15 protein-coding genes and 1 pseudogene are annotated in these 20,065 nt (G+C 63.3%); 8 read left to right on the forward strand and 8 right to left on the reverse strand.

Going from position 1 to position 20,065, the window contains the following annotated elements:
- Positions 1-213 precede the first annotated feature (213 nt).
- Genes ACQ4WP_RS19435 through hemC form a run of 4 tightly spaced genes read right to left on the reverse strand, consistent with a single transcriptional unit; the run spans position 214 to position 4,357 of the window.
- Positions 214-1,410 carry a heme biosynthesis protein HemY gene (locus tag ACQ4WP_RS19435; protein ID WP_436523474.1) on the reverse strand — a complete coding sequence of 399 codons (1,197 nt, stop codon included), beginning with the start codon at positions 1,408-1,410 and terminating at the stop codon, positions 214-216.
- Positions 1,411-1,414: 4 nt separating this feature from the next.
- Positions 1,415-2,569 (reverse strand): uroporphyrinogen-III C-methyltransferase, encoded by a 1,155-nt coding sequence (locus ACQ4WP_RS19440; RefSeq protein ID WP_436523476.1) that lies wholly within the window; start codon positions 2,567-2,569, stop codon positions 1,415-1,417.
- Positions 2,566-3,348 carry a uroporphyrinogen-III synthase gene (locus ACQ4WP_RS19445; protein ID WP_436523478.1) on the reverse strand — a complete coding sequence of 261 codons (783 nt, stop codon included), beginning with the start codon at positions 3,346-3,348 and terminating at the stop codon, positions 2,566-2,568. The genes ACQ4WP_RS19440 and ACQ4WP_RS19445 overlap by 4 nt, the downstream gene beginning before the upstream one ends.
- Positions 3,341-4,357, reverse strand: a complete 1,017-nt coding sequence (gene hemC, locus ACQ4WP_RS19450) for a hydroxymethylbilane synthase (protein ID WP_436523480.1) — start codon at positions 4,355-4,357, stop codon at positions 3,341-3,343. Before hemC ends, ACQ4WP_RS19445 begins: the two co-directional genes overlap by 8 nt.
- A gap of 221 nt (positions 4,358-4,578) precedes the next feature.
- Here hemC and ppc point away from each other — a divergent pair, with 221 nt between their 5' ends.
- The 4 genes and pseudogenes from ppc (at position 4,579) to ACQ4WP_RS19470 (ending at position 10,575) form a co-directional block, all read left to right on the forward strand.
- Positions 4,579-7,425 carry a phosphoenolpyruvate carboxylase gene (gene ppc, locus ACQ4WP_RS19455; protein ID WP_436523482.1) on the forward strand — a complete coding sequence of 949 codons (2,847 nt, stop codon included), beginning with the start codon at positions 4,579-4,581 and terminating at the stop codon, positions 7,423-7,425.
- A 433-nt stretch (positions 7,426-7,858) separates the two neighbouring features.
- Positions 7,859-8,044: pseudogene (locus tag ACQ4WP_RS19460) on the forward strand (PAS domain-containing protein); the annotation flags it as partial.
- A gap of 70 nt (positions 8,045-8,114) precedes the next feature.
- Entirely contained in the window at positions 8,115-9,380 is a 1,266-nt protein-coding gene (locus ACQ4WP_RS19465) for a PAS domain-containing sensor histidine kinase (RefSeq protein WP_436523484.1), read from the forward strand.
- 55 nt (positions 9,381-9,435) lie between these two features.
- The gene (locus ACQ4WP_RS19470; RefSeq protein ID WP_436523486.1) at positions 9,436-10,575 is read left to right on the forward strand and encodes an HAF repeat-containing protein; all 1,140 of its coding nucleotides are present in this window, start codon (positions 9,436-9,438) and stop codon (positions 10,573-10,575) included.
- A 63-nt stretch (positions 10,576-10,638) separates the two neighbouring features.
- Here ACQ4WP_RS19470 and rpoD read toward each other — a convergent pair whose 3' ends face one another.
- A complete protein-coding gene (rpoD, locus tag ACQ4WP_RS19475; RefSeq protein ID WP_436523488.1) occupies positions 10,639-13,197 on the reverse strand; it encodes an RNA polymerase sigma factor RpoD in 2,559 nt (852 codons plus the stop codon).
- Between the two features lie 567 nt (positions 13,198-13,764).
- On the opposite strand from rpoD, the gene ACQ4WP_RS19480 reads away from it, so the two are divergent.
- Positions 13,765-14,265, forward strand: coding sequence for a ProQ/FINO family protein (locus ACQ4WP_RS19480; protein WP_436523490.1), 501 nt, complete (start codon positions 13,765-13,767; stop codon positions 14,263-14,265).
- A 9-nt stretch (positions 14,266-14,274) separates the two neighbouring features.
- The gene (locus tag ACQ4WP_RS19485; protein ID WP_436523492.1) at positions 14,275-14,916 is read left to right on the forward strand and encodes a 3'-5' exonuclease; all 642 of its coding nucleotides are present in this window, start codon (positions 14,275-14,277) and stop codon (positions 14,914-14,916) included.
- A 167-nt stretch (positions 14,917-15,083) separates the two neighbouring features.
- Here the strand turns inward: ACQ4WP_RS19485 and ACQ4WP_RS19490 are convergent, their stop codons facing one another.
- Both ACQ4WP_RS19490 and ACQ4WP_RS19495 read right to left on the reverse strand, forming a co-directional pair.
- Positions 15,084-15,431, reverse strand: coding sequence for a DUF4870 domain-containing protein (locus tag ACQ4WP_RS19490; protein ID WP_426072398.1), 348 nt, complete (start codon positions 15,429-15,431; stop codon positions 15,084-15,086).
- Positions 15,432-15,683: 252 nt separating this feature from the next.
- Positions 15,684-17,111, reverse strand: a complete 1,428-nt coding sequence (locus tag ACQ4WP_RS19495; protein ID WP_436523494.1) for an aminotransferase-like domain-containing protein — start codon at positions 17,109-17,111, stop codon at positions 15,684-15,686.
- Positions 17,112-17,284: 173 nt separating this feature from the next.
- On the opposite strand from ACQ4WP_RS19495, the gene ACQ4WP_RS19500 reads away from it, so the two are divergent.
- Together ACQ4WP_RS19500 and ACQ4WP_RS19505 are read left to right on the forward strand one after the other, a co-directional pair.
- On the forward strand, positions 17,285-17,992 hold the full coding sequence (locus ACQ4WP_RS19500; RefSeq protein WP_436523631.1) for a c-type cytochrome: 708 nt from the start codon (positions 17,285-17,287) through the stop codon (positions 17,990-17,992).
- Positions 17,989-19,263, forward strand: a complete 1,275-nt coding sequence (locus ACQ4WP_RS19505; RefSeq protein ID WP_436523496.1) for a c-type cytochrome — start codon at positions 17,989-17,991, stop codon at positions 19,261-19,263. Before ACQ4WP_RS19500 ends, ACQ4WP_RS19505 begins: the two co-directional genes overlap by 4 nt.
- Positions 19,264-19,313: 50 nt before the next feature.
- Here the strand turns inward: ACQ4WP_RS19505 and ACQ4WP_RS19510 are convergent, their stop codons facing one another.
- Positions 19,314-19,949: a class I SAM-dependent rRNA methyltransferase gene (locus ACQ4WP_RS19510; RefSeq protein WP_436523498.1), complete on the reverse strand. Its 636-nt coding sequence runs from the start codon at positions 19,947-19,949 to the stop codon at positions 19,314-19,316.
- Between the last annotated feature and the right edge of the window lie 116 nt (positions 19,950-20,065).

The raw sequence follows: 20,065 nt of genomic DNA on the forward strand, positions 1-20,065 counted from the left end.
CTGCTTGTACGTCATCTCGCCTTTTTCCACCTGCTCGACAACGCTCAATTTAAAAGCCAGACTGTAATCGCGCTGGCTGCGCCTAAACCCTTGTTCCATTTGACACTCCTTCTTTGCGTCGAAAAAGTGTCAACTTATTCCAGGACGGGTCAGCACACACAAAAAAGCCGTTCAGTCTGCACTGAACGGCTTTTTTACGTCTGAATACTCACCTTACAGGATGGTCGCCAGCGCGCACTGCCGGTAATGCGCGGCGGCCTGTTCCGTTTGCTGCAAGGCATCGTGCATCTGCGCCAGCTTCAGGTGGGCGTCGCGCACCATTTGCGGCTCGCTGGCGTCCGACAGGGCTTGCTCCAGGTGGCGCTGGGCCTTGCCCCATAGTTTTTGCTTGAGACACAAGGTGCCCAGGGTCAGGGCCAGTTCCGCATCCAGCGGACGCTGTTTCATCCATTGCTCGCAATGCTCGATCTGCAGCAGCAGGGCTGGCGTGCCGCTCGGGGCCGCCGCTTCGCGGTAGGCGCGCACGACGCGTTCGTCCCAGTCGGCGGCCAGCGACTCTTCGCACACCAGGCGCGCTTCGTCGTGCAAGCCGCGTGCATTCAGGGCCGTGGCGGCGCGGCAGGCGATGTACGGCTTGACCCGGTCCGCGCTGGGCACGGTGGACCACACGCGCATCAAGGATTCGGCGTCATGCGATTGGTCGGACAGCAAATGGTCGTAGGCCAGCTCGCGCAGGCGCGACGACAGGGCCGGATGCAGGGCGCGGTGCTTGTCGAGCGAACGCACGAGGCGCAGCACTTCCGGCCAGTTCTTCGCCTGCTGCTCGGCCTTCAGCGACCATTGCAGGGCGTGGATATGGCGCGTGCCGCTGGCATTGAGTTCGCGCACGGCCGCCAGTGCCGCTTCCGGCTGGTGGTCGTCGACCAGTAATTCCGTCACCGTCATCAAACGGGCCGTCTTCAGGCTCGCATCGCTTTCGACGCGGGCCAGCCAGCTGTCGCGGCGTTCGGACTGGCGCATGCGGTGCGCGGCGCGCGCGCCGATCAGCGCGGCCAGGCCGGCGTTTTCTTCCAGCTCGGCGGCGCGCAAGGCGGCCTTCTCGGCATGGCCGAAACGGCCTTCGAACAGGGCTTTCAAGGCTTCGCGCAAACCCTTGTTGCCATCGCGCTCACGCTTGCGCTGGCGGTAGGCCGCCACTTGCGCCGGCATGCGCACGGTGGCGCGCACGGCGCGCACCAGCAGGTACAGCAGCACGAACAGCACGACCTGCAGCAGCAGGAAGAAGTTCAGCGACAAGTCGATGCGGTAAGGCGGATAGAACAGCACCACGTTGCCGGGGTTGAAACGGGCCGTCACGGCGATACCGATCGCCGCGGCCATCAGGGCGAGTAACCAGAGAAATAGACGCATGGGCTCAGGACTTCGCTTTGTAGTTGCGCACAGCCGTCAGGCTGTCGGACAAGGTTGGCATTTCGATGGCCAGGTTGCTGCCCTGTACCTGGCGCAGCAGGGCTTGCGCCGTCTGCGTGCTCTTGGCACGGGTGTCGAAATACTTGGCCAGCGCATCCTGCGCGGCGATCAGATCATTCCTGAAGGCGGTTTCATTGCGCGACAACAAGGCCATGCGGGCATTGAGCAGGCGCAGCTTGACGTTTTCACGCAAGAAATACGATTGCGTCGGCGACAGCATCAGCGCTTCCGGCGTATCGACGCGGCGGATGCGTATCAATTGACGCACGTCGGCCCACATGTCGCCGCTCCAGGTATTGAAGCCGTCGCGCACTTTTTGCAGCAGCGGTTCCGGCGCCGGCGGCCCTACCAGCTTGCCGCTAGCATCGCGCACGGGCTTGGCCCTGGCCTTGCCCGGTTTTTCCGGTGCGGCCGGCAAGGCCGGCGTTTCATCGGACAGCATCGGCAGCGAGTCGACTTGGGCGATCACGGCATCGAGGCGCAGGGCCACGCCCGTCGAATCGACGCTGGGCAGGGCCTTGAGTTTTTCCATGTCGCGGCCGATGGCGCGGCGGATGGTGATGAATTGCGGCTTGTCCGAGCGCGACAGGCTGCGGTCCGCGTTTTGCAGGGCGATCAGCGCGCCGGGCACGTTGCCGGCCAGTTGCAGCTGCTGGCTGGCCGTCGACAGTACTTGCTCGATTTCCGTCAGCGCCCACTCGTCGCGGTTCTTCGACAAGTCGTTATACAGTTGTTCCAGCGCCAGCTGCTGGCTTTGCGTTTCGCTCTGGCGGTTTTCCAGCGCGCCCACCTTGATTTCCAGCTCTTTCGTGCCTTCTTGCACGTTGCGCGCCAGCACGCCCGTTTCGGCGTTGCTGACATCGCCCTTTTGCAGGCGCTTGGCCACTTCTTCGCGCAGGTTGCGGATTTGCTTGCTGGTCGACCAGCTTTGCGCAGCCAGCAGCACGGCCAGCACGATGACGGCGATGCTCATGGGCTTTTGCAGCTGTTCGAGCAGGGTCGGCGCGCGGCCGGCAGGTTGGTCGGCCGCCTGCGGCGCCGTCTTCACGGCGCTGCCAGGCGTTGCATTCGGTTCGGAGAGTGTAGGCATTTCGTTCATGGTCGTGATTGTAACGCGGCGAGCACTCCTGCGTCGCCTGATCCTGTCAAGGTGACACGGGCAAAACCCAGGGCCGCCGCCGTTTGTGCAATGCGGGCGTGCGGCACGATCAGATGCTGCTGTTGCATTTTCGCAACAGCTATCTTTTTGCCATCCAGTTCCTCGAGCAGCGCCAGCAAACCGCGCAGCGCTTCCGAGCTGGTGATGATCCAGTCATTATTATGCTGCAACAGATTTTCCAGGGTCGCCCGCAAGGCCGGTGTCAGCTTTGGTACCTTGCGGCGGTAGGCTATGACGAACTCGACTTCGGCACCGGCGGCGCGCAAGCCGTCGGCCAGGTAATCGCGTCCGCCATCGCCGCGCACAATCAGCACGCGCTTGCCGCGCAGGGCCGGCAAGTCCAGCGCCAGCAACAGATGTTCGGAATCGCTGCGCGCCGTATCGAGCGGGCTAGTGATGGTCGCATTGGCCTCCGTGACGCCGTACGCCCCCAATGCCATCCGGCTGCCCTCGCCCACTACGGCCAGCGGCAGGCCGGATGGCCAGGCGGGCAAGTGCGCAAAGACGCAGTCGATGGCGTTGGGCGAGACGAAGGCCACCAGATCGTACTCGGCCAGGCGCGCCAGCACAGCTTGCAGCTGCGCGCATTCCTCTTCGCCATCGAGCGCGTGGATTTCCAGCAGCGGCAACAAGGTCACGGGCCAGCCCAGCGCCGCGATGCGGGCGGCCAGCGGCCCCGCTTGCGCCGCGGGCCGCGTGATCACCACGGTGTCAGGCATGCGGCGCCAGGCCTTCATGGTTGTCTGGCGTGACGGCGCACGAGGCGAGGATAGCGGCGGCATCTTGCCCGCGCAGCAGTTCGGCCACCTGTTCACCCAGCAGTTCCGGCGCGCTAGACGGGCCACTGACGTCGGCGCTAGCCATGCGCGCGCCGTCAGGCGTGGCGACCATGGCGCGCAAACGCATCTGTTCACCCTCGACGGTGGCAAACGCGGCCAGCGGAATCTGGCAGCTGCCGCCGAAGATCTTCGACACCTTGCGCTCGGCCGTGACGGCTTGCGCCGTATCGGTATGGTTCAGCGGCGCCAGCAGGCGCACCAGGTCGGCGCCGTCGGCGCGCCCGCTGCGGATCTCGATCGCCATGGCGCCCTGGCCGGCGGCCGGCAAGCTGTCTTCCGGCGCCAGCACGGCGCGGATGCGCGACGCCAGGCCCAGGCGCTTCAGGCCGGCGGCCGCCAGGATGATGGCGGCGTAATCGCCACGGTCCAGCTTGCCCAAACGCGTATCGAGGTTGCCGCGCAGGGGCAAAATCGTCAGGTGCGGATAGCGCGCGGCGATCAGCGACTGGCGGCGCAAGCTGCTGGTGCCGACGACGGCGCCATGCGGCAGCTCGGCCAGGCTGGCGTAATCGTTGGACACGAACGCATCGCGCGGGTCTTCGCGCTCGAGGATGGCGGCCAGGGCAAAGCCATCCGGCAACTCCATCGGCACGTCTTTCAGCGAATGCACGGCCAGGTCGGCGCGGCCTTCTTCCATCGCTACTTCCAGTTCCTTGACGAACAGGCCCTTGCCGCCTACCTTGGACAGGGCGCGGTCCAGAATCTGGTCGCCGCGTGTGGTCATGCCGAGAATTTCAACGCTACACTGCGGATACAGGGCGGCCAGGCGTGCACGCACGTGTTCAGCTTGCCACATGGCAAGACGGCTCTCGCGCGTGGCGATCACCAGGCGGGCGGGTATGTTTGGAGTCAATTCGGATGCTTTCAAAACAAGTTCTTTCGCTGTCATTGTCGTTGCGATTGGCGTTGCCAATTCACCCGTCCGATATCAATTTGTATCGGGTGGCGCCCGGCCTCGCTATAATCGTTATCCCTTAGCCTAGAAGGCCAAGTCAGGCTAGCGTCCATGTTGAAGACCACAAATTTTATCATGCGCCCCCTCCCCTCTGCGGCCAAACGCCCGGTGCGATCCACATTCCCTTGCTTTTACACTTACTTTGGTTCTTTATTATGCTCAATGACGCAGTAGCACCAGAAATAGTCCCAGCGGCCGGCTCCGACAAGGACGCGCCGCTGAAAGAAGACATCCGCCTGCTGGGCCGCCTGCTGGGCGACGTGCTGCGCGAACAGGAAGGCGACGCCGTCTTCAATGTGGTGGAAACCATACGCCAGACGTCCGTGCGCTTCCGCCGCGAAGCGGACGCGGGTGCCGCGCTGGAACTCGACGCCATGCTCAAGGAATTGAGCCGCGAACAGACGATTTCCGTCGTGCGCGCCTTTTCCTACTTTTCGCACCTGGCCAACATTGCGGAAGATCAACACCACATCCGCCGCCGCCGCGCCCACCTGCTGGCCGGCTCGCCGGCGCAAAAGGGCAGCATCAGCTTCGCGCTGAAAAAACTGCGCGCCGCCGGCGTGCCCCGCAAGACCGTCGACACCTTCTTCCAGGACGCCCTGATCGCCCCCGTGCTGACGGCCCACCCGACGGAAGTGCAGCGCAAGAGCATTCTCGACGCCGAGCACGACATCGCCCGCCTGCTGGCCGAGCGCGACGTGCCGCAGACGCCGAAAGAGCGGCAAGCCAACATGCAGCTGCTGCGCTCGCGCGTTTCCACCCTGTGGCAGACGCGCATGCTGCGCTACTCGAAGCTGACGGTGGCCGACGAGATCGAAAACGCCCTGTCCTACTACCGCATCACCTTCCTGCGCGAACTGCCGGGCCTGTATGACGATATCGAGGACGATATCGCCGCCGAATACCCGAATGGCGACGGCACCATCGAGCCCATCAACGCCGCCTACGTGCAGATGGGCAGCTGGATCGGCGGCGACCGCGACGGCAACCCCAACGTGAATGCCGGCACCATGCAGCATGCGCTGGCGCGCCACGCCACCACCATCCTCGACTTTTACCTCGACGAAGTGCACACGCTGGGCGCGGAATTGTCCGTCTCGACCCTAATGGTGGGCGTGAGCGCCGAATTGCAGGCGCTGGCCGACCAGTCGCCGGATGCCTCGCCGCACCGCAGCGACGAACCCTACCGCCGCGCCCTGATCGGCATCTATGCGCGCCTGGCCGCCACGGCGCGCGCCCTGGGCGCCACCAACATCCTGCGCAAGGAAGTGGGCACGGCCGCAGCGTATCCGGACGCGGCCGCGTTTGTCGCCGACTTGCGCACCATCGTCGCCTCGCTCGAATCGCACCACGGCGCGGCCCTCGTGCGCCCGCGCCTGGCCACCCTGGCGCGCGCAGCCGACATCTTCGGTTTCCACCTGGCTTCACTGGACATGCGCCAGACTTCCGACGTGCACGAAAGAGTGCTGGCCGAGCTGTTCGCGAAAAGCGGCGTGGCCGCCGATTACACGAGCCTGTCCGAGGAAGACAAGCAGGCGCTGCTGCTCAATGAACTGGCCCAGCCGCGTTTGCTGTACTCGCCCTACATCGGCTACGCCACGGAAACCGATTCCGAGCTGGCGATCCTGCGCGCGGCGCGCGACATCCGCCAGCGCTACGGCGCGCGCGCCATCCGCAACTACATCATTTCGCACACGGAAACCGTGTCCGACTTGCTGGAAGTGTTGCTGCTGCAAAAGGAGACGGGCTTGCTGCGCACCGACTGGAAGGCGGCAGGCGGCGACAGCACGTGCGAGCTGATGGTCATCCCCCTGTTTGAAACGATACCCGACCTGCAGCGCGCGGCCGGCATCATGAGCCAGGTCATGGCCTTGCCGCTGGTCAAGCAATTGATTGCCAAGCAGGGACAATTGCAGGAAGTCATGCTCGGCTATTCGGATTCGAACAAGGATGGCGGTTTCCTCACCTCGAACTGGGAACTGTACAAGGCGGAACTGGCGCTGGTCGCCGATTTCCAGAAGGCCGGCGTCAAGCTGCGCCTGTTCCATGGCCGCGGCGGCACGGTGGGCCGTGGCGGCGGACCCAGCTACGAAGCCATCCTGGCCCAGCCGCCGGGCACCGTCAACGGCCAGATCCGCCTGACGGAACAGGGTGAAATCATCGCCTCGAAGTTTTCCAACGCGGAAATCGGCCGGCGCAACCTAGAATTGCTGGTGGCCGCCACCCTGGAAGCGAGCCTGGCGCCGCAGGCGGCCAATCCCGCGCACGCGAGCCAGCTGGCGCAGTTCGAAGCCGTGATGGCGCAGCTGTCGGACCTCGCCTATCACGCGTACCGCCACCTCGTGTATGAAACGCCGGGTTTTACGGAGTATTTCTTCTCGGCCACGCCGATTGCGGAAATCGCCGAACTGAACCTCGGTTCGCGCCCCGCCTCGCGCAAGGCCAACCAGCGCATCGAAGACTTGCGCGCCATTCCCTGGGGCTTTTCCTGGGGCCAGTGCCGCTTGCTGCTGCCGGGCTGGTTCGGCTTCGGCAGCGCCATCGAGGCGTGGATCAACGATGGCGCGGGCGCCGCTAAAGATGACAAGATCGCCACCCTGCGCGCCATGTATGCCGAATGGCCGTTCTTTGCCACCTTGCTGTCGAACATGGACATGGTGCTGGCCAAGACGGACCTGGCGATTGCCTCGCGCTATGCGGAACTGGTGGCGGACCAGGACTTGCGCGAACGCATCTACAAGCGCATCACGGACGAGCATGGCAACACCTTGCGCTGCCTGGAGCTGATCACCGGCAACACCGAGCGCCTGGCGGGCAATCCTCTGCTGGCCCGCTCGATCCAGAACCGCTTCGCCTATCTCGATCCGCTGAACCACTTGCAGGTGGAATTGATCAAGCGCAACCGCGCCCTGTCGGCGGAAAGCAAGATCGACGAAAGGGTCCACCGCGGCATCCAGCTGTCGATCAATGGCGTGGCGGCGGGCCTGCGCAACACGGGCTGATCGCGCCAGGCTGCCTTTGGCAGGCAGGGCCGGCACCGCAAAGGCCGGCCCTTTTGCTTGCCCAATGGCAAAATATTCTCAATAAAACAACAATTGGTATTACACTAGCGTCGGATACTTCCCCGCTGCGGCCCCATGCGCACCGCCGCGGCCAACCATGACGCCAGGGACGCGGATGAGCAAATGGTCGATTGAAACGCTGAGTGCGGCATGCGCCGCCCTCATCCTGATCATGCTGGGCTGGCTGGCGGGCGCAGCCTGGCCGGAGCTCGACTTCTGGGAGCATGTCTGGCTGGCTCTGCTGCTGCTGGCCGCCGCCGGCACGGCCATGTGGCTGATGCGCAGGCTGCGCGCCCACCTCGCCAGCACGCGTTCACAGCTGGACGATAGCCTCATGCGCTACCAGCACCTGAGCGTAACGGCGCAGGACGGTATGTGGCAAACGGACGCGCACGGCCGCATCCTGTACGTCAACCAGCGCCTGTGCGACATGCTGGGCATCCCCGCCGGGCAACTGCTGAACCACTCGATGGAGGAATTCCACGACGAGGCCACCTTGCTGCGCCTGTGTCCGCTGCGCCAGACGGCGACAGACAGCTGCATGGGCGAACTGCAATACCGGCATGGCGACGGCACACAGCGTTGGGCGATGCTCAGCGGACGCCGCCTGTACGACCGGCGCGCTGGTCATGGCCAGCGACATCACCGAACACAAGCGGGCCGAACACGCGTTGAGCCTGGCCCATGCGGAGCTGGAAAACCGCGTGGCCCTGCGCACAGCCCAGTTGCTCGATGTCAATATCCAGCTGTCTGCGGAAATCGCCATCCGCGCACAAACGGAAGCGGCCCTGGCGCGCAGCGAAGAGCGGCTGCAAGACATCATTTCCATGATGCCCCTGTCATTATTTCTGAAAGATGCCGCTTCACGCATCGTGCTGATGAACCAGGCCTGCGAACAGCAATGGGGCGTGTGCCAGCAAGACATCGCCGAAGGGCGCGACTTGCAACATTTCCCCAAGGAACAAAACGCGGGCTTCCACGCGGCGGACCAGGAAGCGTTTGCCAGCCGCCAGGTGGTGATCCGCGAAGAACTGGTGTGGAATGCGCAGCTGCAGGAAAACCGCCTGCTGCAGACGCATAAAAAACCCATCTTCGATGCGCAAGGCCGGCCGCAGATGATCATCGCCATGGGCATCGACATCACGGAAAGCAAGCGCAACGAAGAGAACCTGCAGCGCACCCTGGCCCAGCTGCGCGAACTGAGCGACCACCAGCAGACCATCAAGGAAGAGGAAAGACGCCGTATCGCGCTCGACATTCATGACGACCTGGGCCAGAACCTGATGGTGCTGCGCATCGACGTGTCGCTGCTGCATGCGCGCACGGCCAAGGGTCACCCGCGCCTGCACCGCCACGCGCAGCGCGTGCTCGACACCATCGACGCCACCATCCGCTCGGTGCGCACCATCATCAATGACTTGCATCCCAGCACCCTGGAGCTGGGACTGGGCCCGGCCGCCGAATGGCTGATCCGCCAGATGGAGAGCCGTGGCACCATCCGCTACCGACTCACGCTCGACAGCGAGGCGCCCGACCTGGGCCTGGACCAGCGCCAGACGTCGGCCATCTTCCGCGTATTGCAGGAATCGCTGTCGAACATCGTGCGCCACGCCCAGGCCAGCGAAGTGGAAGTGGCGCTGGCGCAAGATACGGACACCATCGTGCTGCGCATCAGCGACAACGGCATCGGCATGCAACCGGGCGACCACGGCAAGCGGGCCGCCTTCGGCCTGAAAAGCATACGCGAACGTGTCCACGCGCTGGGCGGGGAGCTGCGCATCGACAGCCAGGCGGGCCGGGGCACGGCGCTGACCATCCACCTGCCGCAGCAGGCAGGCAAGCACCATGTCGATCATACTAAAACGCAAAAATTATCAAAAACAGTAGTAAATTAAGTATGCATTTATGGCATAAAAAAGTATAGTAAGTTTTTTCTTTGAGGAAACTATCATGCCGCCACGGTTCGCCTGCTTCCCCGCCCCACTGCTCGGTCTGCTCCTGCTGGCCGCCATCCCCACCGCCAGCGCCACCATTTATGCCGAACGCGGCTTTGGTGAAAGGGATGGCAATGGCAGCATCGCGTCCGACCTGAACCCGGCCGGCCTGGTGGCCGGCATCATCATGGAAGAAGAAGGACGGCGCCGCGCCGTGACTTATCAGCATGGCCGCATCCGCGAACTGGGCACCCTGGGTGGCAATGAAGGTTTCACCAAGGCCATCAATACCCATGGCGTGGTGGTGGGCTCGGCACAGACGCCCAATGGCGCCTGGCATGCATTCCGCTTTGAAGAGGCGAGCGGCATGCGCGACCTGGGCACCCTGGGCGGCACCAGCAGCTATGCCACGGCCATCACGCGCGACGGCTCGATTGCCGGCTATGCCGATACCAGCGACGGCGATTTCCACGCCTTTGTCACGAAAGCCGACCACAGCCTGCAGGACCTGGGTACCCTGGGCGGCGCCAGCAGCTATGCCAGCGGCCTGAACACACATGGCGTGGTGGTGGGCACGGCGCAGCGCGGCGACGGCTACCGCCGCGCATTCGTCTACCGCCCCGGCACGGGCATGCAGGAAATCGGCACCCTGCCCGGCGGACGCATCAGTTCAGCCACCGCCATCAATGACGCAGGCCTGGTCGTGGGCGCGTCTGAAACGGAGAAGCGCCGCTGGCACGCGTTTGCCTGGGACGGCAAGCGCATGCTCGACCTGGGCGCCATGATCGGCCAGGGCGACAGCTACGCCACGGCAGTCAACGCGGCCGGACACGTCGTCGGCAGCGTCAGCATCAAAGGCTTTGAGCCGATGACCTTTGTCTACAAGGAAGGCGTGATGACGGTACGCCGCCGCGACGACGGCCTGTACCTGACCAACAAGATCACCGATGCGGGCCTGGTGGTCGGCGCCATCTACACGGGGCACAAGTTCCAGGCCTTCGCCATACCGTCGCAAGCGGCGCCCGCACCGCAACGCAGCAATCCATTGGACTGGCTGCTCATCACCATTCTCATCTCCGCCAGCGGCGTGGTGCTGTACAAATTGCAGCGCAACTATCGTATGGGCCTGCTGGGCGCGCGCACGCGTTTTATGTAGGCAAGGCATGCTACAGGCGTAAAAAAAGAGGCTTGCGCCTCTTTTTTGTTTGCTTGCCGACGCTTAGTTCTGCGTCAGGAACGTTTTCAATTTATCCGAACGCGAAGGCTGGCGCAGCTTGCTCATGGCTTTCGCTTCGATCTGGCGGATACGCTCGCGCGTCACGTCGAACTGCTTGCCCACTTCTTCCAGCGTGTGGTCGTTCGACATTTCCACGCCGTAACGCATGCGCAGCACTTTCGCTTCGCGCGGCGTCAGCGAATCGAGCACTTCCTTGATCACGTTGCGCATCGATGCGTGCAGCGCGGCATCCAGCGGCGCCAGCGTCGTGTTGTCTTCGATGAAGTCGCCCAGTTGCGAATCGCCATCTTCGCCCATCGGCGTTTCCATGGAAATCGGTTCCTTGGCGATCTTCATGATCTCGCGCACCTTGTTTTCCGGCATTTCCATCTTGACGGCCAGGGTCGCCAGGTCCGGCTCGCTGCCCGTTTCCTGCATGATCTGGCGCGAGATGCGGTTCATCTTGTTGATCGTTTCGATCATGTGCACCGGCACGCGGATGGTGCGGGCCATGTCGGCGATCGAACGCGTGATCGCCTGACGGATCCACCAGGTGGCGTAGGTCGAGAACTTGTAGCCACGGCGATATTCGAATTTATCGACAGCCTTCAGCAAGCCGATGTTGCCTTCCTGAATCAGATCAAGGAATTGCAAGCCGCGGTTGATGTATTTCTTGGCGATCGAGATGACCAGGCGCAAGTTGGCGACCGTCATTTCGCGTTTCGCGTGGCGCGCGCGCTTTTCGCCGGCAGCCATCTGCTTGTTGATCTTGCGCAAGTCAGCCAGCGGCAGGGCCACGCGCGCTTGCAGGTCGATCATCTTCTTTTGCAGTTCCTTGACGGCAGGCACGTTGCGGCTGAGGATGGCGCTGTACGGATACTTGCAATCGACTTCGCGGTCGACCCATTCCAGGTCGCATTCATTGCCAGGAAACACCTTGATGAAGTGGGCGCGCGGCATGCCGCATTTGTTCACGCACAGCTCCAGCACGGCGCGCTCGATGTGGCGCACTTCTTCCATCTGGCCGCGCAGGGTGTCGCACAGCTTTTCCACGACCTTGGCCGTGAAGCGGATGCCCAGCAGTTCCTGCGAGATGGCTTCCTGCGCCTTGATGTAGGCTTTCGAGTTGTAGCCCTCGGGCGCCTTGCGCATCTTGTCGTACTGCGTCGAAATGACGTTGAATTTCTCCAACGCATTCTTTTTCAGCTGGGCCAACTGTTCGCTGGAGAAACCGGCCGCGCCGCCATTGGCGTCGCCGTCTTCTTCCTCGGCTTCTTCTTCCTCTTCCTCGTCGTCACCGCTGGCGGCGGCTGGCGCGGCGGCAGCGGCTGGCGCCGGGGCATTGCTTTCGTTCAAATCGACAAAACCGTCGACCACTTCATCGACCTTGATTTCGTCGCGCGCGATTTTTTGCGACAGGGCGACGATTTCGCCGATGGTGGTCGGGCAAGCGGAAATGGCCTGGATCATGTCTTTCAGGCCGCCTTCGATGCGCTTGGCGATCTCGATCTCGCCTTCGCGCGTCAGCAGCGCCACGGCGCCCATTTCACGCATGTACATGCGCACGGGGTCGGTGGTGCGGCCGAAGTCGGAGTCGACCGTCGACAGGGCGGTAGCGGCAGCCGCTTCCACTTCATCGTCGCTGGTGACGGTGGCGACGTTGTCGGTCAACAACAAGCTTTCCGCGTCAGGGGCGCGCTCGTAGACGGCGATGCCCATGTCGTTGAAGGTGGCGATGATGCCTTCGATCGCTTCCGGATCGATGATGTTTTCCGGCAATTGGTCATTGATCTCGGCATAGGTGAGGAAACCGCGTTCCTTGCCCATGTTGATCAAGCCCGTGATCTGCTTGCGGCGGCGTTCCAGGTCCGCTGCCGAGGCTTCCGGATCACCGAGCGCGTCCGCCAGGCCGCCCTTGGCCTTGCGGTCGCGCGCTTTCGACACAGCCTTCAGTTCGGCGCGCTCGACGGCGTTGAGTGCTGCCACTTCATCGTTTTCCGGCGTGAATTCGCTTGGCTTACGGCCACGGCGGCCCGGCACCTTGACGGTCGGCAAGAAGTAATTCGAGGTATCGATGGCGGCCAGGGCATCGGCGTCCGTGGTCTTGCTGACCACTTGCGCGCCGGTGATGATGGTCACGGGCGCCGCTTCGGGCTTGGCGCGCACGACTTTCGAACGGGCGGCCGTCACCACTTTATTCGTGGCGGCGCTTTCGCTGACCTTGCGTGGCGCGGCCGGGGCCTTGGCGCCAGGGGCGATCTTCACGCTTGGGGCCTTGGCCGGTGCGGCATCGGCGACCTCGGCGACCTCGGCAACGGCCTCGGCGTCTGGCGCGCTGACGGCCGCTTCCGCAGCCGTTTCGGCCGCTGGCACGGCAGCCAGGCGCGAACGGCTTTTCTTCACCACGGTGACGACGGTGGGCGCCGTCGTGACGGTGGCTTCCGGATTCGCTTGCGCATTATCGATGAAGTAAGATAAAGTCGTTTTGGGTACGGCAAGTGGCGCCGCAGCTGGGCGTGGCGCCTTGGCGGACAACGTTAAAGTTTTTGGCGTATTCTTCATGAGATATCTCTTAATGCGAGACCAGATGGTGTCGGCGCGAAGTGAATGATTCCACCTAAGCCTGCGAAACCGGACTCGATGGAGCGTGTTGTTGCGGCTGCCGTCAAAGGCAGCGGCGCCTGTCTATCGGGGCGCTCAAAGCCCGCGCATCCCGTAACGAGAGCGGCGGGGCCGAAGCCGGATCAGATAAATAAGCGATGTACATTGCGGAATGAAAAAAAGCCCGTACCAGAACGGGCTTGAATCTATTGTTGTTCAGTGAAGACACAGCGGAGAGCAAGATTATGCACGAAGGCCAGTTATCTGGATAATTGATAAGCAAAATATCTGATATCAAAAATATCAATAATGATGGCCCTGCACCGCACTGCTCCTATCCCCTGCACACCTGAGCCAGACCGTCAAATACGGGGTCCAGTCATCAGCGCAAGCCGACATTATACACATTTCCCGCATTTCGCGCTGCGCGCACTGTAGTACGGCCCCGCTTATCTCAGTGCAAGTTGCCAAAAAAGACAATGCACTTGCCTGTGGCGCGTGCTATGCTCCCCTTTTATAGCCCAACCAATGATGTCGATGACCAGCTCCACGCCAGACCAGCAAGCCACCACTCCTGACACGCCAGTCGATGCAGCCCCAGCGGCCTCAGCGGCCACGCCGGCACCTGCCGGCCTGACCGCGCGCGCCCTGCTGAAGCAGTTCCAGGAGCAATTCCCGCCATTTCGCGATTGCCTGCCATTGTCTATCGGTATTGACAAGCAGATCCTGGCGCGCCTGCCGGACCTGGACCGCAAGCTGATGCGCACGGCGCTGGGCATCCACACGGGTTCGCTGCGCTACCTGCGTATGATGGAAAAAGCCAAGATCCGCTACGACCTCGACGGCACGGCCGGCGCGGAAGTGACGCAAACGCACCGCGACCACGCCACGCAAGTATTGCAGCAGCGCTTCAAGAAGGAAGCCGAGCGCAAGAAAGCCGAGCGCGACGCGGCCGCCGCCGAAGAAGCGAACCGCCTGCGCCAGGAAAAACTGAATCAGCTGACCGCGAAATTCTCGCGCAAAGATTGATCCGGTTTCATGGACACAGCTGCCGCACCGCCACTGCCCCCCTATCAAGGCATTGCACTCGACCACGTCAAGCTGGTACGCACCAGTGACGAAGCCAGGGCAGCCATGGCCGCCCTGCTGGCAGCGGACGCCATCGGCTTCGATACGGAATCGAAACCGACGTTCGTCAAGGGCGAGTCGTCCACGGGGCCGCACCTGATCCAGCTGGCCACCGACGACATCGCCTACCTGTTCCAGGTGGGCGCCACGCCGCCCCTGGCCGAACTGAAAGCCATCCTCGAATCGACCACCACCCTGAAGGTGGGCTTTGGCCTGTCCGACGACGTCAAGCGCCTGCGCAACAAGCTGGGCATTGCCCCAGCTCAAGTGCTGGACCTGTCCGTGGCCCTGCGCGGCGGCCAGCGCAACGACCTGGGCGCGAAGACGGCCGTGGCCAAGTTCTTCGGCCTGCACCTGCAGAAATCGAAAAAAATTTCCACCACCAACTGGGCTACGTCGCGCCTGACGGAAAAGCAGATCCTGTACGCGGCCGACGATGCGCAAGTCGCCCTGCGCGTGTACCGGCGCTGGATCGCCGACGGTGGCAAGGTAGCGCAGCAAAAAACGCCGCGCGCCAGCACGCCGCCGGCCACGCCGCCCGCAGCCGCCTGAGCCGGCGCGCCTTCCTGCAGCATCAGCAAGAGCAAGTCCATCGGTACCCACCGGTGATCGTGCTGTGGTCGCACGAAACAGGCGCCACCACAACGGTGGCGCCCGACTTTGCAGCAGTCCTGGCGCTGCCCGGCCGCCCGGGATGAAACCCGGCGGCCGGTGCTGCCTTATTTGACGAGGCGCAAGGTCAAGGGATAGCGGTAAGTGATGCCATTGCTGGCCTTGACGGCCGCGACGATCGAGCACACCAGGTTGGCCAGCGCCACCACCCAGAACAGGAACAGGCCGATCAGCACGAACGACAGGATGAAGCAGGCGAAATACCAGATGATCAGGGTGATCTGGAAATTCAGCGCTTCGCGGGCGTTCTCGGCCGAGAATTTATCCGCATCATCTTTCTTGATCAAATAAATGATCAGCGGCGCCACCCAACTGGTGAACAGGCCGCCAACGTGGGACAGGATGGCGATCGTCGTATCTTGCGTACGAGCCACTTCCGGCTGCGTGTTATCCATGATCATTCCCATCATTAGTTATAGATACATCAATATAACAGCAATATTTCTTTTTGAAATGAAACACTTGCTGCCGCAAGGGACTTTTTTTTGGCTATGTCACCGTCAAATGTGGGGAATTCTCCCAGTGTCGCCTTTCATTCGGCTGGCCGCATGATTCGCTCCTGCGTGGTGAGTATGCAGAGTCAGACAGCTGCGCAGCGGGAAGATTCCGGCATTTTCCCTATTTAGCGAGAACAGAGCCGACTTTTTTCATGCGCCGCTTGCCGCCGCCGGCACCAGCACCAGCCGCCCCAGCGTGGCGATAGCGCCTTCCATCTGCGGACTCCACGGGTGGCCGTAATTGAGGCGGATGCAATGGCGAAACGCGCGCGTGGCGGAAAAGATAGGGCCGGGCGCGATGCTGATGCCGGCCGCCAGTGCACTGCGGTGCAAGGCCAGCGCATCGACGCCGGCAGGCATCTCCACCCAGACAAAATAACCGCCCTGCGGCCGCGTGACCCGCGTGCCAGGCGGAAAATGCACGGCGATGGCTTGCAGCATGGTGTTTTGCTGTGCCGCCAGGGTCAGCCTGAGCTGGCGCAAATGACGGTCGTAGCCGCCCTGCGCCAGATAATCGGCCAGCGCCATCTGCAGCGGTATCGGCGCCGACAGGCTGGTGGTCAGTTTCAAGCGCTCGACCTGGCGCGCGTAGCGGCCCGCCACGGCCCAGCCCAGCCGGAAACCGGGCGCCAGGGTCTTGGAAAACGAACTGCAATGCATCACCAGCCCCGCGCTGTCATGACTTTTCGTCAGGCCGGGGCGCTGCTTGCCAAAATACAGCTCGCCATACACATCATCCTCGATCAGCGGCACGCCATGGCGCGCCAGCAGTTCCACCAGTGCGCGTTTCTTTTCGGGCGGCATCAGACTGCCCAGGGGATTCTGGAAACTCGTCATCAGCCAGCACGCCTTGGGCTGGTGGCGCTGCAGCAACTCTTCCAGCGCCACCAGGTCGACGCCGTCGCGCGGGCTGGTCGCGATCTCGACTGCCTTGAGTTCCAGCCGCTCCAGCGCCTGCAGGCAGGCATAGAAGCTGGGCGACTCGATCAGCACCGTGTCGCCAGGCCGCGTGACGGCTTGCAGGCACAGGTTCAGCGCTTCCAGCGCGCCATTCGTTATGACGATGTCATCGCTGGAAACGAGCACGCCATCGAGCTGGTAGCGCAGGGCGATCTGGCGGCGCAATTCCGCATTGCCCAGGGATAAGTCCGTCACGGTGCTCCACGGGTCGAGGCGGCGCATGCTGGCCGACACGGCCCGCGCCAGCCGTTCCATCGGAAACAGATGCGGGCTGGGAAAGGCCGAGCCGAAGGGCACGATATCGCGCACGCCCACGGCACCCAGCACTTCGAAGACGAGGTCGCTGACATCGACGGTGGTGCTGGCGTCGAGCGGGCGCGAACTGTCCGGCTCGGGCGCCAGCGCGGCGCGCTGCGGCGCCACGTAATAACCGGAACGGGGACGCGAGACGATCATGCCGCGCGCTTCGAGCAAATAATACGCCTGGAACACCGTCGACGGGCTCACGCCCCTGCGCGCATGCTGCTGGCGCACGGAGGGCAATTTATCACCAGGCAACAACAGCTGCGTGCTGATCATGGCGGCAACCTCTTCCGCCAATGCTTCATATCGTTTCAACCCTGCTCCTCAAACTGATCCGTAGTTTTATTGCATAACTGATCCTGTCACAATGACAGTGCCCGGTATATGCTAGGATAACAACATCCGGGCAGCAACACCGGCACGCCATATCGACCGACGAGACAGCTTATTTTCCCATGCGACTTTCCGTGCAACTGCATTCCCTCTCCATGCTGGCCCTGACCCTGGCCGTCGCCTTGCCCGGTATGGCGCTGGCCGCACCGGCCGCACTGCCAGCCGGCCACGACAGCCTGGAACAGCGCATCAAGGCTTGCACGGCCTGCCATGCGCAGAAGGAACGCCACGACGCCTTCTTTCCCCGCATCGCCGGCAAGCCGGCAGGCTACCTGTATAACCAGCTGCTGAACTTTCGCGAGGGACGGCGCCAGTATCCGATGATGAACTACATGGTCGAGCATTTGCCGGACGACTATCTTCGCGAAATCGCCGAGTATTTTGCGGCCCAGCACGCTGCCCCGCCGCCGGCCCAGCCCAGCAGCGCCGGCACGACGGCCCTGGCGCGGGGCAAGCAACTGGTGCTGCAAGGCGATGCCAGCAAAAAAATCCCCGCCTGTATCGCCTGCCACGGCCAGCAGCTGGCCGGCGTGGCGCCCGCCATTCCCGGCTTGCTGGGCTTGCCGCGTGACTATATCAACGCCCAGCTGGGCGCCTGGAAGAACGCTATTCGCCGCGCCCACGCCCCCGACTGCATGGCGCAAGTGGCGCAGCGCCTGTCCGACGCAGACGTGGGCGCCGTCTCGGCCTGGCTGGGTACGCAAGTTGCCAGCACCGACGCGCGTCCCGCCAGCAGCATCACCTTGCCCTTGCCCCTGCACTGCGGCGGCGTGCCAGGTTCCAGCGCGCAGGTGGCGCCATGAAAAAATGGATGATCGCGGCCGGCCTGGTGCTGATTGCCGGCGGCAGCGCCAAGTTCCTGCTGTACCCGGACGACGACATCGGCCCGCCCGCCGCTGCCAGCACCCTGGGCCAGCAACAGCTGATCGCGCGCGGGGCCTACCTGGCCAAAGCGGGCGACTGCATGGCTTGCCACACGACGCGCGGCGGCGTGCCGTATGCGGGCGGACGGGCCTTGCAGACGCCGTTCGGCAAGGTGCTCTCGCCCAACATTACGGCCGACAAGGAAACGGGCATCGGCAGCTGGACGGCCGACGATTTCTGGCGCGCCATCCACAACGGCAAGTCGAAAGATGGCCGTTTGCTGTATCCCGCCTTTCCGTACACCAGCTACACCAAGGTGCAGCGCGAAGACAGCGACGCCCTGTACGCGTATTTCCAGAGCGTGCCGCCGCACAAACAGGCGAACGCGCCGCATGCGCTGCGCTTCCCCTATAACCAGCAAATCGCGCTGGCCGCCTGGCGCGCGCTGTACTTCAAGCCGGGCGTGTACCAGCCGCTCACGACGCAAAGCATGGAATGGAACCGCGGCGCCTACCTGGTGCAGGGCCTGGGCCACTGCAGTGCCTGTCATAGCAGCCGCAGCACCCTGGGCGGCAGCGACGACAGCCTGTCGGGCGGCCTGATCCCCGTGCTGGGCTGGTACGCGCCTTCGCTGACGTCGGACGCGGAAGCGGGCCTCGGTGACTGGGACACGGCGCATATCGTGGAATTATTGCAAACGGGCGTGTCGCCGCGCGCCACCGTCTTCGGCCCCATGGCCGAGGTGGTGCGGCAAAGCTTGCAGCACATGGGCACTACCGACGTGCAGGCGATGGCCGTGTACCTGAAAAGCTTGCCCGGCCCGGCGCAAGCGGCGCCACGGGCGCCGCGCGAGACGTCGGAGCAAGCCAGGCAACAACTGGCGCTGGGGGTGAAACTGTATGAAGCGCAATGCGCGAGTTGCCACCAGGCCGACGGCAAGGGCCTGCCCCCCGGCTACCCGCCGCTGGCCGGCAACCGCGCGCTGACGACGGAGTCGGCCGTCAACGCCATCCGCCTGGTGCTCAACGGCGGCTTTGCGCCCGGGACAACCGGCAACCCGCGCCCCTACGGCATGCCGCCGTTCGGCCCCGTCATGGATGACGCCGAGGTGGCGGCCGTGGTGACGTATCTGCGCGCCTCATGGGGCAATGATGCGCCGGCCGTGTCGGCGCGGGAGGTCAACAAGTATCGCAGCGTGCCCCTGGAGTAGCAGGCATAAAAAAACCGGCAGCGCCGGTTTTTTATGTCAGGCAGCCGTTCTCAGCGGAACTTGCTTTTATGCCCCGTTTTCAAATCCAGCGCATAGCGCACGCCGTTGTCCGTCAGCATGACTTCATCGGGCGGCTCTTCACCCGCCAGGGCGCCGTCGATCAAGGGCAAGCCTTCGCCCTTGCGCATCAGGTCGTCGCAGCGCTCGTACACATTGGGGCAACCGGTGGAAGCCATCAACGATTGCACGATGGCCACTTTCCACGCATCGACGCCACCGGCATTGAATTCGCAGATCAGATAACCTTGCACGCCGCCAAACAGCTGCACCACCAGGCCCGGCAAGCCCTCGTCTTCGCCCTTGATCAGGGTCAGCAGCTGGTTCTCGCCCGCCTTCTTGATGGCTGGCAACTTTTTCTCGATGGCGGCCTTGACCCGGCGCTTGATCAGCGCGTGGTCGACCGGTTCGTCTTCCTTGAAGCTCCAGATGCGCGCGCGGATCTGCGACTTCGAATTGTAGGCGGCGCGAGCGATGAACTGCTTGGCCGAGCTTTGCACGATGGCCGTCGAGCCGGGCTTCATTTTTTCCTGCGGCTTGCCTTCGACTTTTTCAATCGCGGAGGCGTAAATCCACGATTGGCCCAGCAAGCTCTTTTCCTTGCCCTGTTTGATGGTGATGATCAGCATGTAATTCCAGTAGTGTGACCGGCGCGTGCCGGTCATCGTATGTCCCACCCGCATGATACCTCATGCCATCCTGTCGCATCCTCCTGCATTCTGTCCCGCCGGCATTGCCGTCTGTC

Origin of the sequence: Janthinobacterium lyxosi, from assembly GCF_051380665.1 — a bacterium.
GTDB lineage: Bacteria > Pseudomonadota > Gammaproteobacteria > Burkholderiales > Burkholderiaceae_D > Janthinobacterium.